We start from the raw sequence: 14,542 nt of genomic DNA, 5'->3' as shown, positions 1-14,542 counted from the left end.
ATCGAGCCGGTCGGCGACGAACCGCAGCCAGCGCAGTGAACCGTCCCGGCTTTACTGCCGGTGGTTTGGTGGCCAGTGATCATCTGGCCGATGGTTCTGTGTCAGCGTAGTGGGCTGCCTCGAACTCGGTGGGGCTGATCATGCCCAGACTTGAGTGCAGTCGGCGGTTGTTGTACCACTCGACCCAGCTGGCGGTGGCGTACTCGACGTCGGCGATCGTGCGGTAGGGGCCGTCGTGGAAGACTCGGGTGCGGATGCATTCGGCCTTGTAGAGGCCGTTGATGGTCTCCATCAGGGCGTTGTCGTAGGCGTCGCCGACGCTGCCGACCGAGGGCCGTATGCCCTCGAGGTGCAGGTGCTCGGTGAACCGCAGACTCGTATATTGCGACCCGGCATCGGAATGGCAGATCAGCTGGTCCCGGGCCACGGCTTTGCCCTCGTGGGCACGTCGCCACAGCGCCATCCGTAACGGCACGTCCACCAGCTCGACGTCACGAGTGAGCGCGGCGTGCCAGCCCACGATCTTCTGCGAGAAGCAGTCCACGATGAACGCCACGTAGGTGAACGACTGATACGTGCGCACGTAGGTGAAGTCGGTGACCCACTTGCTGTCGGGTGCTGAGGCGGTGAAGTTGCGGTCGAGCAGATCAGCGGCCCGCTGGGCGGTCGAGTCCGGGATGGTCGTGCGCGGCCGTTTCCCGCGGACCACTCCGGCCAGCCCCACCGAGCGCATCGCCCGGTCGACCGCTCCGAACCCAGCCTCGGGCAGCACCGTTCGACGGATCAGGGCCAGCATCTTGCGACGCCCATAAAGTCCCTCTGGGGCCAGCACCGGTTCGCCGGCGCGGTTGGTGGTGAACGCCGCCGCACGGACGGCGTCTTCGACCAGGGCGTCGGTGACGGTCCGGGCCGCGACCCGGCCGGCGGCGCCGTTCCTGGTGCCGGTCCGAGCGCACCAGGCCCGCAAGGTTCGTGCCGCGATCGTGAGCCCCAGGGTGTTGAGGGCAGCAAGGATCGACTCGACGGCATGACCAGCAGCCCGCATCTGATCGACGAACGCGACGATCAGCGGTTTCGGGGGTCGAGCTCCCCCACGAAGAAAATCGTCGCCGACTTGAGGACCTCGTTGACCTCGCGCAGGCGCTTGTTCTCCGCCCGCAACCGCCGCAGCTCCTCGCGGTCATCGCTGGTCACGCCCGCTACGACGCCGGTGTCGACGTCGTGCTGGGACACCCAGCGACGCACGGACTCACGCGACACCCCGAGTGACTCAGCGACCTGGACATGCACGGCACGCTCGGTCGAGTACGCCGAACGATGCTCGGTCACCAGACGCACAGCCTGGTGTCGACGACGGGCTCAGACTGACCCCCTAGCGTCGGCTTGGGATTGACCCCCTCTGCACGACGCTGAGGGGGTGTTGTCGGTGGAGGACTGGGCCGAGATCCGTCGTCTGCATCGGGCCGAGGGTGTCCCGATCAAGGAGATCGCCCGCCGGCTGGGGGTGGCCCGCAACACGGTGCGCTCCGCGTTGCGGGCGCCGGGCCCGCCGAAGCGGGAACGGGGCCCGCGGGGATCGCTGGCGGATGCGGTCGAGCCGCAGGTGCGGGCATTGCTGGCGCAGTTCCCACGCATGCCGGCCACGGTGATCGCAGAGCGGATCGGGTGGGAGCACTCGCTGACCGTGCTCAAGGACCGGATCCGCCAGATCCGCCCCGAGTATGTCGGGATCGACCCGGTCGACCGGGTCGCCTACGCACCGGGCGAGATCACCCAGTGCGACCTGTGGTTCCCCGAGACCACGATCCCCGTCGGCCCAGGCCAGGAACGGGTCCTACCGGTGCTGGTGATGACGCTGGGCTACTCGCGGTTCTTGTCCGCGACGATGATCCCCTCGCGCCAGGCCGGGGACATCCTGTCCGGGATGTGGCAGCTGATCAGCGACGTCGGGCGGGTGACCCGCACGCTGGTCTGGGACCGGGAGTCTGCGATCGGCGGGACCGGGCGGGTCTCGGCACCGGCCGCTGCGTTCGCCGGCACTCTGGCCACCCGGATCCGGCTTGCCCCACCGCGGGATCCGGAGTTCAAGGGGCTGGTCGAACGCAACAACGGCTACTTCGAGACCTCGTTCCTGCCCGGACGTCGCTTCGCCTCCCCAGCCGACTTCAACCACCAGATCGACGACTGGCTGGCCCGGGCCAACACCCGCACCGTCCGAGCGATCGGCGGCCGCCCGGTGGACGTGCTCGCCCACGACTACGCGGCGATGACTCCGCTGCCGCCGCTGGACCCGCCGATCGGGCTGGCCCAGCGGATCCGGCTGGCACGGGACTACTACGTCCGCGTCGATGCCAACGACTACTCCGTGGATCCGCAGATGATCGGCCGGTTCGTCGATGTCGCCGCCTCACCGCGCGAGGTCGTCGTCTACTGCGCCGGCCAGGTCGTCGCCCGTCACGACCGCAGCTGGGCCCGCCACGCGGTGATCACCGACCCGGCGCACCAGCACACCGCCGCGGCGATGCGCCGCGCCCTGGCCCACGACCGCAACACCCGACAGGCCGCAGCACGCCGTCACCTCGACGGCCACCCGGTGACCCTGCGCGCACTGCCCGACTACGACGCCCTGTTCGGTGTCGACTTCGTCTCCACTGCCGAGGAAGCGAGCAGCTCATGACAACCACACCACCGAAGATCACCACCGACCCCGCTGGGAGCTCGGGGCCGGCCGGTCCGGTGCTGGCCGCGGTCCCCGACGGACTGCCGGCGATGATCGCCTACCTGACCCGGGTCCTGAAGACCCCGACCATCGCGGCCAGCTGGGAACAGCTTGCCGCCCAGGCCCGTGAGGAGAACTGGTCGCACGAGGAGTATCTGGGCGCGCTGCTGCAGCGCCAGGTCGCCGACCGCGAGTCCAAGGGCACGGTCATGCGGATCCGCACCGCGCACTTCCCCCAGGTCAAGACCTTGGAGGACTTCAACCTCGACCATCTGCCCTCGCTGCGCCGCGACATCCTGGCCCACCTGGCCACGAGCACGTTCGTCGCCAAGTGCGAGAACGTGATCCTGCTCGGCCCGCCCGGGATCGGGAAGACCCACCTCGCGATCGGGCTCGGCGTCAAAGCCGCCCACGCCGGCTACTCGGTCCTGTTCGACACCGCCAGCAACTGGATCACCAGACTCGCCGCCGCGCACCAGAGCGGCCGGCTCGAGGCCGAGCTGAAGAAGATCCGCCGCTACAAACTGATCATCATCGACGAGGTCGGCTACATCCCGTTCGACCAGGACGCAGCGAACCTGTTCTTCCAGCTCATCGCTTCCCGCTATGAACAAGGCAGCGTCATGGTCACCAGCAATCTGCCCTTCGGCCGCTGGGGCGAGACCTTCTCCGACGACGTCGTCGCCGCAGCCATGATCGACCGCCTCGTCCACCACGCCGAAGTCCTGACCCTGTCCGGGGACTCCTACCGCACCCGCGCCCGACGCGAGCTCCTGGCCAAACACAACCGCGCCAGCAACGACTGACCATCACCACACCACGCCGGGGGTCAGTTCCAATCCGTCGCTACGGGGTCACTCCCAACCCGCCGTTGACAGCGGGCTGGGCTTTGGTCCATCGTGGGCGGGTGGCTCGGCGTAAGCGGCGGTACCCCTCGGACGCCAGCGAAGCCCAGTGGGCGTTGATCGAGCCGTTGCCGCCCGAGGCGGGGTCGGGTGGACGCCCGGAGAAGCACCCGCGCCGCGACGTGGTCGACGCGATCCGGTCTGCGGATCTTGGACTCGGGCGCGAAGTGCCGCTTCGGGCGGTCTGATCTGTAGACGGGTGAAGGCCTCCCGGGTGTGGAGTGGAGCTGTCGAGGAACCGCTCCGCCACCCAGGGAGGCCTTCGTGGCTCACGGTACCCACTCCAACGCCGCTCTCACCCCGCGCGCCCAGCTGCGGCTCGCTCGACTGGTCGTCGATGACGGCTGGTCGGTGGCCCGCGCCGCGGAGCGCTACGACGTGTCGTGGCGTACCGCGAACAAGTGGGCCGCCCGCTACCGCGACGAAGGCCAGGCCGGCATGCATGACCGGTCCTCGGCCCCGCATCGTCAGCCGAACCGGACCCCGGCACCGGTCGTGCGCAAGATCGTGCACCTGCGCTGGAAGCAGCGCCTGGGGCCGGTCGAGATCGCCGACCGGCTTGCCATGGCCTCCTCGACCGTGCACGCGGTCCTGACCCGCTGTCGGATCAACCGACTGACCCACATCGACCGAGCGACCGGTGAACCGATCCGCCGCTACGAACACCCCGCACCCGGCGACCTGATCCACGTCGATGTCAAGAAGCTGGGCAGGGTCCCTGATGGCGGAGGGTGGCGCTACGTCGGACGCCAGCAGGGCGAGCGGAACCGCTCAGCCACCGTCGAACGCACCGGGACACCGCGCAGCAAATGGCGCGACCCGGTGATCGGGACCTGCTACCTGCACACGGTGATCGACGATCACTCCCGGGTCGCCTACGTCGAGGACCGCGACCGCGGTCCTGCGCAACGCCGTGGCCTGGTTCGCCGCCCGCGGGGTCACGGTCAAGCGGGTGATCAGCGACAACGGCGCCTGCTACAAGTCCCATCTCTGGCGAGACACGTGCGCCGAGCTGGGCATCACGGCGAAGAAGACTCGCCCTTACAGACCGCAGACGAACGGGAAGATCGAGCGTTTCCACCGCACGCTGGCCGAGGGCCGGGCGTTCAAGAAGTTCTACAACTCCGAGTCAGCCCGCCTCGCCGCACTGCCGGGATGGGTCCATGAGTACAACCATCACCGGCCCCACTCCGCGGTCGGCAACGCAGCACCCATCACCAGACTGAACAACCTGGCTGGGCATCACAACTAGCTGATTATCAGCCCGCTTTCGCGGAACACTATCGAGTGGCGAGCCACCCCTCGACGCCACACGACGACATGTCTTGAGTCATCGGCTACCGACGCTGCCGTCAGACATCGAGCAACTGCTCGTGGAACCCGCCGAAGCCGCGGACCGGGTCGACGATGTGGATCTCCAGGATCCAGTGGCACACCTTCCCGGACGGCGAGAGCCGCCGCAGCGGAGCCGTGTTGCCGGTCGTGATGTAGCTGTGGCGCTCCTCGCCGTCGATCCGCTCGTGCGGGAACTCGCCCACGAGATGGCCCGCGTGGGTCTCGGGGTGCGCCCACCCGGCCGCGGCGATCAGCTCCAGGACGTGGTCGTACAGCTGTTCACCGGTGACGTCCGGGCGCGTGCGGAAGTGGTCGCGGCCCGCCGCCCAGAGGCGCGGCAGGTCGTCGGCGAGCCGGTGGCGGTCCGGGTCGTCACCCAGGACGAAGGTGCGGCCGAAGTCGGCCTCCCACTCGTCGAAGATCGGACCGAAGTCGAGGAAGGCGATGTCGTCCGCACCGAGGGTGAGGTCCGGCGGGTTCTCCCGGTACGGGTGCACGGTATTCGGTCCGGACCGGACGATCCGCTTGTGCCAGAACCGCCGGATGCCGAACATCTCGGCCGCCAGGTCGCGGACCCGGTCCGACAGCTCACGTTCGGTCACCCCGGGGACGATCAGCCCGCGGGCGAGCACCTCGTCGAACAGCGCGGACGCCTTCGCCTCCGCATCCCGCAGGGACGTCACGCGGACCTGCTCGGCCGTGGTCATCGTCGGCTCCTCATCCTCTCGACCGCAACGTTCGATGCTTCCGCGCAAGCGGTTCGAAATCCACGATAACAACGCATTCGCGGATCTGGGGTCGAACCTGTCGGGTCGCGGGCCCGAACGCTGCTCGACCCGCCGCCGAGGCGCCCGACGGACGGAACCGCGATGCTCACACTCGTACTCATCGGCCTCGTCGGGGGCCTGATCACCGGGATCTCCCCGTGCATCCTGCCCGTCCTCCCGGTGATCTTCTTCGCCGGTGGGACGTCGAGGACCGCCGCCCCGGACGACACCGTCGTCCCCGACGCGGACGGGACGACCGGCACCGGCGTCGCGGTCGCCGAGCGGCGGGAGACCCGGCGCCGGCGCAACCTCCGGCCGTACGCGGTGATCGCGGGGCTCGTCGTCAGCTTCAGCTTCTTCACCCTCGCCGGCTCCCTGCTGATCAGCCTGCTGGGCCTCCCGGCCGACGTGCTGCGGATCGCCGGCCTCACCGTGCTGGTCCTGATCGGGCTGGGCCTGATCTTCCCCCGCCTGGAGGAACTGCTGGAGAAGCCGTTCTCCCGGATCCCGCAGCGGGCTCCGAACCAGGAGGGGGGCGCGTTCGTCCTGGGTCTCGGGCTCGGCCTCCTCTACGTGCCGTGCGCGGGTCCCGTGCTCACCGCCATCACCGTCGCAGGAGCGACCGGCGACGTCGGCCTCCCGACGGTCGCTCTCACCCTCTCGTTCGCGGTCGGAGCGACGCTGCCGCTTCTGGTGTTCGCGCTGGCCGGACGCCGGGCGTCCGAGCGTGTCGCCGCCTTCCGGACCCGGGCCCGGCTCGTGCGCGCCGTCAGCGGGGTGGTCATGCTGCTGCTCGCCGTCGCGCTCGCGTTCAACCTGCAGGAGGTCGTGCAGCGCGCGATCCCCGACTACACCGCGGGCCTCCAGAAGGAGGTGGCGAACAACGACGCCGTGCGCGAGGCGGTCGCACCGCGCCTGAGCGTCTACGGCAACGGCAGCAACGAGGCCCTGAGCCGGTGCGCCGACGGGGCGGCCGCACTCGCCGACTGCGGTCCGGCCCCGGACTTCGCCGGGGTCACGCGGTGGTTCGACACCGCCCGTCCCTCCGGACTCACCGCCGCGGACCTGCGCGGCAAGGTGACCCTGATCGACTTCTGGACCTACTCCTGCATCAACTGCCAGCGCAGCATCCCGCACGTCAAGGCGTGGGACACGGCCTACCGCAGCGCCGGACTACAGGTCGTCGGGATCCACACCCCCGAGTTCGCGTTCGAGAAGGACCCGGCGAACGTCGCGGCGGGCATCGACCGGTTCGGGATCACCTACCCGGTCGCGATGGACAACGACTACCGGATGTTCAGTGCCTACCGGAACCAGTACTGGCCGGCCCGGTTCCTCATCGACGGGCGGGGCACGGTTCGCGCCTACAAGCTCGGCGAGGGCGACTACGACGTGACCGAGACCCAGATCCGGCAGCTCCTCCAGGACGCCCGACCCGATGTGACCCTCGCCCCGCGGACCGACGTGGACGACGCGACCGTCACCGACCAGCGCACCACCCGCGAGACGTACCTGAACTCGCGCCAGATCATCAACTACCAGGGCGCGCGGCTCGCACCACGCAAAGCGACCGCGGGCTACGTCCCGTCCTCGGACCTGCCGAAGGACGCCGTGACGATCGGCGGCACCTGGACCTCCGAGTACGACCATCTGCTGGCCGGACCCGGAGCGACGATCGACCTGCACTACGCGGCGCGCAACGTCTACGTCGTGCTCGGCGGAAGCGGCACCGCGACGGTCGAGATCGACGGCGTCGGATCCCGGAGCGTGCCGATCGACGGACCACCGCGGATCTACCCACTGATCGAGGAGCCCGAGCTACGCGACACGACCCTGCACCTGGGACTGAGCGAGGGACTGACGGCCTACGTCTTCACCTTCGGCTGACCCGGTGCGGCCCGGCCGTCGTCGAGGTCGTCGGCGGCCCCACCGGCCGCGACCGCGTGCAGGAACGCGCGGGCGACGTGGGAGGCCGGACCGTGGTCGCCGAGGCGCAGCCCCACCGTCGGGCGCGGGCCGTCGCCGTCGATCGGGAGCGCCCGCATCCCCTCGGGGACGCCGAACGCCCGCAACCAGGTGTGGGCGATCACCGCCGACCACCGCGTCGTCGCGAGGTGCGCGTAGACCGCGGCGACGGTGTCGGACTCCACCACGATCCGAGGGACGCCGCCGGCCCCGCGGATCGCGTCGTCGACGAGACGGCGGTTCTGCATCCGGGGCGTGAGCGCGCAGAGTTCGACACCGGACAGATCGGCCCAACGCAGGGTGTCGCGCCCGGCGAACGGTCCGTCCGTGGGCCCCAGGAGCAGGTACCGCTCGCGATAGAGCGGGAGCACGGACGTGCCGCGCTCGTCGCCCGCCATGTAGGTCAGGCCGGCGTCGAGCTCGAACTCGGCGAGTCCCCGGTCGATCTCACGGGCCGACAGGACCTCGATCCGGACACCGGCGCGCGGATGGGCACCCGTCCAGGCGATGGTGAGCGCCGGGGTCGCCGGCACGGCGGTGGGGATCGCGCCGAGCCGGACGACGGCCGAGACCCCGTCGCGCATGCGGTCCAGGTCGTCGCGCAGGGCATCTCTCTCGGCGAGGATGCGGTGCGCCCACCCGACGACCCGTTCCCCCTCGGCCGTGAAGCCCTCGAACCGGCGGCTGCGCTGCACGATGGTCACACCGAGCTGCCGCTCCAGTGCCTGCAACGCGGCCGACAACGTCGACTGCCCGGCGTGGCAGGACTCTGCGGCCCGGCCGAAGTGTCGTTCACGGGCGAGGGCGACGAGGTACTCGAGCTGCCTCAGCTGAACGTCGCCGGCCACCGGAGAAGCCTAGCGAACCACGGACGATCGACTCCCTCGATCACACCATCAAGAGGCTTCATTCCTACGCAATTGCGGCGGCGGCTTTCCAGAGCCAGTAGGACCGTTAATGCGGAATCTGCCGGACTCAAGGAGGAGCCATGGCCACCGTCCTCTGCGTGCTCTACGACGACCCCGTCGGCGGGTACCCGACCGAGTACGCCCGTGACGGACTGCCGCATCTGGAGCGCTACCCCGACGGTCAGACCCTGCCGACCCCGTCGGGAACGGACTTCGTCCCGGGCACGCTGCTCGGCAGCGTCTCCGGTGCGCTCGGGCTCCGGGACTACCTGGAGGGCCTCGGCCACACCCTGATCGTCACCTCGGACAAGGACGGCCCCGACTCGGAGTTCGAGCGACGTCTCCCGGAGGCCGACGTCGTCATCTCCCAGCCGTTCTGGCCCGCCTACCTGACGGCCGAGCGGATCGCGAAGGCCCCCAACCTGAAACTGGCCCTGACCGCGGGGATCGGCTCCGACCACGTCGACCTCGACGCCGCCATCGAGCACGGCGTCACCGTCGCCGAGGTCACCTACTGCAACTCGATCAGCGTCGCCGAGCACGTGGTGATGATGGTGCTGTCCCTGGTCCGCAACTACCTGCCGTCCCACCAGTGGGTCCTGGACCGGGGCTGGAACATCGCCGACTGCGTCGACCGGGCCTACGACGTGGAGGGGATGGACGTCGGGACGGTCGCGGCCGGGCCCATCGGCCTCGCCGTGCTGCGGAGCCTCGCCCCGTTCGACGTCCGCCTGCACTACACCGACCGGCACCGACTCCCCCGTGAGGTGGAGGAGGAGCTGAACCTCGCCTACCACCCCGACGCCCGGTCGATGGTGCCGCACTGCGACGTCGTCACCATCAACGCGCCACTGCACCACGAGACCCGCAACCTCTTCGACGACGACCTGCTCGCGAGCATGCGCCGGGGCATCTACCTGATCAACACCGCTCGGGCCCTGATCGTCGACCGCGACGCAGTCGTGCGGGCGCTGGAGAGCGGCCGGCTGGCCGGTTACGCCGGGGACGTCTGGTACCCCCAGCCCGCCCCCGAGGACCATCCGTGGCGCACCATGCCCCACCACGGCATGACGCCGCACATCTCCGGCTCGACCCTGTCCGCCCAGGCACGGTACGCGGCCGGGACCCGCGAGATCCTGGAGTCCTTCTTCGCGGGGACGCCGATTCGCGGCGAGTACCTCATCGTCGACGGCGGACAGCTCGCCGGCACGGGCGCGCACTCCTACAGCGCGAAGGGCTGAGTGATGCCGACCCGACTCGACGCCCGCCGTGCCGTCCTCGCCGCGAAGAAGCGGCTCGGGCTGCGCTGGGCCACCATCGCGGACGGTCTCGGCCGCTCGGTCGAATGGACCGTGTCCGCGCTGCTCGGCCAGCAGACGCTGACCGAACAGCAGGCGGTCACGGCCGGAGAGCTGCTGGAGCTCGACACCGGAACGGTGGAGGCACTACTGCTTCCACCGGTACGGGGTGCTGACGCGGTCGACACGACCGACCCGCTCGTGTACCGCCTCGCCGAGGTCGTCCAGGTCTACGGAACCACGATCTCGGAGCTGGTCCGGGAGGAGTTCGGCGACGGGATCGTGTCGGCGATCGACTTCGAGCTGGGGCTGGAGCGGGTGCCCGACCCCAAGGGCGACCGCGCGGTGATCACGCTGAACGGGAAGTTCCTCCCCTACGGACCTGGTGACGACCGGACCGCCTGACGGAGGGGCCGCCCCGGCCCACCCGTCAGGCCGTCACGGGTCGAAGTAGAGACCGTGGTGTGACCGGCAGCCCGGATTGAACGGTGCCCCGCACCCCGGGCAGCCGTCGACGGCGACGTAGGTGTCGATGCGCAGCTCCGTCCGGCACACCCCGCACAGCACCGCGCGCTCCGCCCTCGCGTCGGCCGGCCAGGTCCGGGCGGGGTGGTCGGCGGCCGCCGCGTGGCACCGGAAGCACGGGTAGTAGCGGTCGCAGCAGCGGAAGCGCACGGCGATGACGTCGAGCGGCCCGCCGTAGTGCGCGCACCGGGTCTGGTCGTCGACGAGGTCGCCGAACACCTGCGGCCCGGTCACGGGTGCACCTGCGGTCGCGCCCCCTGCCAGGCCGCCCACAGCCGGGCGTAGTGCCCGCCCGCGGCGACGAGCGCGTCATGGGTACCGGACTCGACGATCCGGCCGCCGTCCATGACCAGGATCCGGTCCGCCACGGCCGCCTGGCGGAGCCGGTGGACCACGACGAGCCCGCCGCGTCCACGCAGCACCGCCGCGGCCGCCTCCTCCAGCCGGGTCGCGTCCCGGCTGTCCGCCTCCGCGGTCGCCTCGTCGAGCAGGACGACCGCCGGATCGGCGAGCAACGCCCTCGCCAGCGCGACCTGGGCGCTGCGCGCCGGGTCGAGGTCGTGGCCCAGTTCACCCACCACGGTCGCGACCCCCTCGGGCAGCTCGTCGACCCAGTCCGCCCCGACGGCGCGCAGGGCGGCGTCGGCGTCGGCGTCGGTCGCGTCCGGCCGGGCCAGGCGCAGGTCCTCGATCAGCGGGCCCGCGAAGACGTGCGCCTCCTGGGTGACCAGCACGAGCGGGGCGTCGGGTCCCGGCACGGTGTCGGCCCAGATCACCCGGCCTGCGCTGGGCGGGACCAGCCCGGCCAGCAGCACGGCCAGGGTCGACTTGCCGGCCCCGCTGGCACCGACCAGCGCGACGGTCTCGCCGTCGGCCACCGACATCGACACCTCGTGCAGTACGGCGTCGTCCCGGCCGGGGTAGCGGTGGATGACCGCCTCGGCGCGCAGCTCGCCGGTGCGCGGTGCGGGCGCGGTCGGCTCGACCGGGCCGGTCGCTCCGATCACCCCGACGATGCGCTGCAGCGCCGCGAACGCCGACTGGATCTGGTCGAAGCTCGACACCAGCAGGCTGAGCGGGTTGAACAGCCGGTGGAAGTACAACGCGGCCGCGGTCACCGCGCCGACGGTCACCCACTCGGCACGGACCAGCAGGAACCCGGCGACCACGATGGACACCAGGCCGACCAGCTCGGCGATGTTGACCCACTTCCCCCAGGCCGTCGCGAACCACACCACCGACCGCGACACGTCCCGGGCCCGCCGCGAGGACTCCTCGACCAGCCCGACGTGCCGGTCCTCGGCGCCATAGGCACGCAGGGTCGGCAGGCCGTCGAGGGCGGAGACCAGCGCCTCGGTGCGGTCGCCGAACGCGGCGCGTTCCGCGGCGTACCGCGTCGCGGCGCGCGGCAGGTACCAGCGCAGCGCGAACACATAGACCGGGATCGACATCAGCCCGGCCACGGCCAGCCACGGGTCCAGCGCGAACAGGCCGACCATCGTCAGCACGACGGTCAGCACCGCGCCCACCCAGGGCGCGAGCAGCGCGGCGACGACCTCGCTGATCGCCGCGACGTCGTCGCCGACCCGGCTGAGCAGGTCGCCCCGCCCGGCCTCCTCGACCTCGCCGGCGGGCAGCCGCAGCGCCGAGGCCACCGTGTCCTCCCGCATCCGGGCCAGCACCCGCTGCCCGATCCGGGCGACGAGCGCACCGCTGAGCGCGGTGAGCACGGCCGCGCCGACGCCGGCGGCGGCGACAAGGACGGTCAGTCCGACGATGGCGGCGGCGTCGCCGCCACCGATGACCTCGTCGACCATGCGGCCGACCGCCCAAGGGGCGACGAGCCCGGCGAGCGACGCGGCCACGGACAGGAGCACGGTCGCCGCAGCGAGCCCCCGCCGTCGCCCGAGCTGTGCGGTGACGGTTCGGCGGACCTCGCCCGCGGTGGCGAGCGGCAGTCGTGCGGTCATCCGAGGACCCTCCGCCGGTAGTCGGGATCGGCGCCGAGCAACGTGCGGTGGGTCCCGGCGACGACCTCGCCGTCCTCCCGGACGAACAGGACCAGCTCGGTGCGGTCGAGCAGGATCGGGCTGGTGGTGACGACGACGGTGGCCCGGTCCGGCCCGTCGTCGCGGTGCCGCAGGGCGAGCAGCCCGTCGGCAACCTCCTCCTCGGTGACCGGGTCGAGCGCGGTCGTCGGATCGGTCAGGACGAGTGCGGGCGGGTCGGTGTGCAGGGCCCGGGCCAGCGCGAGCCGCTGCCGCTGCCCGCCGGACAGGCTCAGACCGCGGTCGCGCAGCGTCGCCCCGGTCCCGCCGGGCAGTGCGTCGACGATGTCGGCGGCGCCCGCGGCGACGAGAGCCGCACCGACGTCGCCGCCCGTGCCCGCGGGGCGCCCGAGGGTCAGGTTGTCCTCGACGGTGCCGCCGAACAGGTGCGCCCGGGCGGGCTCGACGTGCACGGTCGGCGCCGACCCGCCCACCCAGCGGACCGCGACCGGTCCGCGGCGGTCTCCACGCAGGGCGTCGTGCAGGGCCCCGACCGACGCCGGATCGGCGACGACCCCGGTGCGGCCGACGACCGGGATCTCCAACGTCACCGACGGCTTCGCGGGAGACCCGGACGGCACCGGCGCGGTCGACCCGTCGCCGTCGTGCAGCACCGCGCCGACCCGGCCGGAGCTTGCCAGCGCCGCAGCCCCGAACCGCAGGTAGAGCCCCGCGGCCGACAGGGGCTCGGCGATGAACTGGGCGGCCCCGACGGCAGCGACGAACGCGCCGATCCCGATCGTTCCGTCGACGGCGAGCAGGCCCGCCGCCAGCACCGCCACCACCAGCACGACGGTCGCGGCGAGCACGGTCGCGCCGAGCTGCAGCGAGGCTGCGGTCCCGGACCGGATCCCGGCCGCCTCTGCGGCCCGGCTGACCGTCCGGTACCGCCCGATGGCGGTCTCCTGGGCGCGCAGCCCGTGCACCACCCGCAACCCGGTCACCAGGTCCGTCGCCAGCGCCGACGCCGCCGCCAGGCTCTCCTGCTGGCCGGTGACCCGGCGCGCGAGCATCGGGGACAGCGTGTTGAGCGCGACCGTTGTCACGACGGCGGTGACGATGAGCAGCAGCCCCAACCGAACGTCGATGCCGATCAGCACCACGCAGCTCACCCCGAGCGCGGCGACAGCTCCGGCCAACCCGGCCACCCAGACCACCGCCCGGGAGACCTGGTCCGCGTCGGAGGAGGCGATCGTGAGCAGCTCCCCGCGGTGCCGGGCCGAAGCCCGTCCGCCCGGCAGCAGCAGCCGCCGCGCGAGCTCGACCCGCAGCAGGTGCGCCTCGTCGACGATCGCCGTGCGCGCGAGCCGGGCGAACCAGCGGTAGCAGGTGTTCAGCACCGCGAACAGCGCCACGAACCCGCCGACGGCCAGCAGGAGGGCCGAGACCTCACCCGTCGCGACGGCCCGGTCGATCGCCAGTCCGATCGCCACCGGGACCAGCGCCTCGCAGGTCTGGTGCCCCATCAGCAGCAACGACGCCCCGATGATCCGGGGCCGCTGCCGTCGGACCACCCGCCGTCGGGTCCGACCCGCGCTCTCGTCGTCGCCGATGTCCGCCTCCTGGTCGTCGAATGAGTGCACCCTTACCCGAGGGGATCATGTCGTGCCGACCCCGTGACGTCGACATCGGCATCCAACTAGTCTCAGTGTGACTAGTCACGGAGGTGGGGATGTCGGCACCGGAACTCGACGGCCTGCACGAGTCGCGGCCGCTCGGCCTGCTCCCCGACGGCACACCGTTCTTCGTCGCGATCGGTGTGGTTCGGGCCGACCGCGAGCACGCGCGGTGCCACCTGTGCGGTGAGTGGTTCCGCTCGGTCGGCGCGCACCTGCGGACCCACGGCTGGGACCGCGCGGCCTACCGCGACGCGTTCGGTCTGGAGCGGAGCCAGTCCCTCGAGGGACACGCGACCCGCGAACGCAGGGCCCAGGCGATGCGCCGGCGTCGTGCGGACGACCCGGTGGTCCGCGCGGGGTGCGAAACCGGACTCCGCTGGGCGAGGGTCCGGAGAGCTGAGCCGCGCCGCTGCAGCCTCCACCCGCGGCCGCCGCCCGCCGCAGCACCTCGTT

At 71.4% G+C, this 14,542-nt stretch carries 11 protein-coding genes and 3 pseudogenes; 8 read left to right on the top strand and 6 right to left on the bottom strand.

The window, feature by feature from the left end:
- Positions 1-79: 79 nt before the first annotated feature.
- Positions 80-1,338, bottom strand: a protein-coding gene (locus XF36_RS24420; RefSeq protein WP_145981494.1) for an IS3 family transposase whose coding sequence is annotated in 2 segments (ribosomal slippage) — positions 80-1,104 and positions 1,104-1,338 — 1,260 coding nt in all. Because the reading frame shifts where the segments join, the coding sequence is not laid out codon by codon here.
- Positions 1,339-1,417: 79 nt separating this feature from the next.
- Here XF36_RS24420 and istA point away from each other — a divergent pair.
- From istA to XF36_RS24400, 4 genes and pseudogenes are all read left to right on the top strand, one after another.
- Entirely contained in the window at positions 1,418-2,677 is a 1,260-nt protein-coding gene (gene istA, locus XF36_RS24410) for an IS21 family transposase (RefSeq protein WP_145981219.1), read from the top strand.
- Entirely contained in the window at positions 2,674-3,525 is an 852-nt protein-coding gene (gene istB, locus XF36_RS24405) for an IS21-like element helper ATPase IstB (protein WP_060713594.1), read from the top strand. The genes istA and istB overlap by 4 nt, the downstream gene beginning before the upstream one ends.
- Before the next feature lie 101 nt (positions 3,526-3,626).
- A pseudogene (locus tag XF36_RS34545) lies at positions 3,627-3,764 on the top strand (transposase); the annotation flags it as partial.
- Between the two features lie 124 nt (positions 3,765-3,888).
- Positions 3,889-4,876, top strand: a pseudogene (locus XF36_RS24400) (IS481 family transposase).
- 100 nt (positions 4,877-4,976) lie between these two features.
- On the opposite strand, the gene XF36_RS24395 reads toward XF36_RS24400, so the two are convergent.
- Positions 4,977-5,666 carry a M24 family metallopeptidase gene (locus XF36_RS24395; protein ID WP_060713768.1) on the bottom strand — a complete coding sequence of 230 codons (690 nt, stop codon included), beginning with the start codon at positions 5,664-5,666 and terminating at the stop codon, positions 4,977-4,979.
- Positions 5,667-5,828: 162 nt separating this feature from the next.
- On the opposite strand from XF36_RS24395, the gene XF36_RS24390 reads away from it, so the two are divergent.
- The gene (locus XF36_RS24390) at positions 5,829-7,613 is read left to right on the top strand and encodes a cytochrome c biogenesis protein DipZ (protein ID WP_060713767.1); all 1,785 of its coding nucleotides are present in this window, start codon (positions 5,829-5,831) and stop codon (positions 7,611-7,613) included.
- Here the strand turns inward: XF36_RS24390 and XF36_RS24385 are convergent.
- The gene (locus tag XF36_RS24385; RefSeq protein ID WP_060713766.1) at positions 7,592-8,539 is read right to left on the bottom strand and encodes a LysR family transcriptional regulator; all 948 of its coding nucleotides are present in this window, start codon (positions 8,537-8,539) and stop codon (positions 7,592-7,594) included. The genes XF36_RS24390 and XF36_RS24385 overlap by 22 nt on opposite strands.
- A gap of 140 nt (positions 8,540-8,679) precedes the next feature.
- On the opposite strand from XF36_RS24385, the gene XF36_RS24380 reads away from it, so the two are divergent.
- Both XF36_RS24380 and cynS read left to right on the top strand, forming a co-directional pair.
- Positions 8,680-9,840 (top strand): NAD-dependent formate dehydrogenase, encoded by a 1,161-nt coding sequence (locus XF36_RS24380; protein ID WP_060713765.1) that lies wholly within the window; start codon positions 8,680-8,682, stop codon positions 9,838-9,840.
- A 3-nt stretch (positions 9,841-9,843) separates the two neighbouring features.
- Positions 9,844-10,302, top strand: coding sequence for a cyanase (cynS, locus tag XF36_RS24375; RefSeq protein ID WP_060713764.1), 459 nt, complete (start codon positions 9,844-9,846; stop codon positions 10,300-10,302).
- A 33-nt stretch (positions 10,303-10,335) separates the two neighbouring features.
- Here cynS and XF36_RS24370 read toward each other — a convergent pair whose 3' ends face one another.
- The 3 genes from XF36_RS24370 to XF36_RS24360 are packed head-to-tail and all read right to left on the bottom strand — an operon-like array spanning position 10,336 to position 14,053.
- Positions 10,336-10,656 carry a CHY zinc finger protein gene (locus XF36_RS24370; RefSeq protein WP_060714951.1) on the bottom strand — a complete coding sequence of 107 codons (321 nt, stop codon included), beginning with the start codon at positions 10,654-10,656 and terminating at the stop codon, positions 10,336-10,338.
- Positions 10,653-12,392: an ABC transporter ATP-binding protein gene (locus tag XF36_RS24365; RefSeq protein ID WP_060713763.1), complete on the bottom strand. Its 1,740-nt coding sequence runs from the start codon at positions 12,390-12,392 to the stop codon at positions 10,653-10,655. Before XF36_RS24365 ends, XF36_RS24370 begins: the two co-directional genes overlap by 4 nt.
- Entirely contained in the window at positions 12,389-14,053 is a 1,665-nt protein-coding gene (locus XF36_RS24360; protein WP_060713762.1) for an ABC transporter transmembrane domain-containing protein, read from the bottom strand. The genes XF36_RS24365 and XF36_RS24360 overlap by 4 nt, the downstream gene beginning before the upstream one ends.
- A gap of 89 nt (positions 14,054-14,142) precedes the next feature.
- On the opposite strand from XF36_RS24360, the pseudogene XF36_RS35855 reads away from it, so the two are divergent.
- Positions 14,143-14,358: pseudogene (locus XF36_RS35855) on the top strand (hypothetical protein); the annotation flags it as partial.
- Between the last annotated feature and the right edge of the window lie 184 nt (positions 14,359-14,542).

This window comes from Pseudonocardia sp. HH130629-09 (genome assembly GCF_001294645.1).
Classification (GTDB): domain Bacteria; phylum Actinomycetota; class Actinomycetes; order Mycobacteriales; family Pseudonocardiaceae; genus Pseudonocardia.
This window is presented reverse-complemented; position numbering and strand designations above follow the sequence as displayed.

Bases quoted from the DNA above. Each gene is read 5' to 3' on its own strand.
- istB (WP_060713594.1), top strand. From the start codon at position 2,674: ATGACAACCACACCACCGAAGATCACCACCGACCCCGCTGGGAGCTCG.
- XF36_RS24395 (WP_060713768.1), bottom strand. From the start codon at position 5,666: ATGACCACGGCCGAGCAGGTCCGCGTGACGTCCCTGCGGGATGCGGAG.
- XF36_RS24390 (WP_060713767.1), top strand. From the start codon at position 5,829: ATGCTCACACTCGTACTCATCGGCCTCGTCGGGGGCCTGATCACCGGG.
- XF36_RS24380 (WP_060713765.1), top strand. From the start codon at position 8,680: ATGGCCACCGTCCTCTGCGTGCTCTACGACGACCCCGTCGGCGGGTAC.
- cynS (WP_060713764.1), top strand. From the start codon at position 9,844: ATGCCGACCCGACTCGACGCCCGCCGTGCCGTCCTCGCCGCGAAGAAG.
- XF36_RS24365 (WP_060713763.1), bottom strand. From the start codon at position 12,392: ATGACCGCACGACTGCCGCTCGCCACCGCGGGCGAGGTCCGCCGAACC.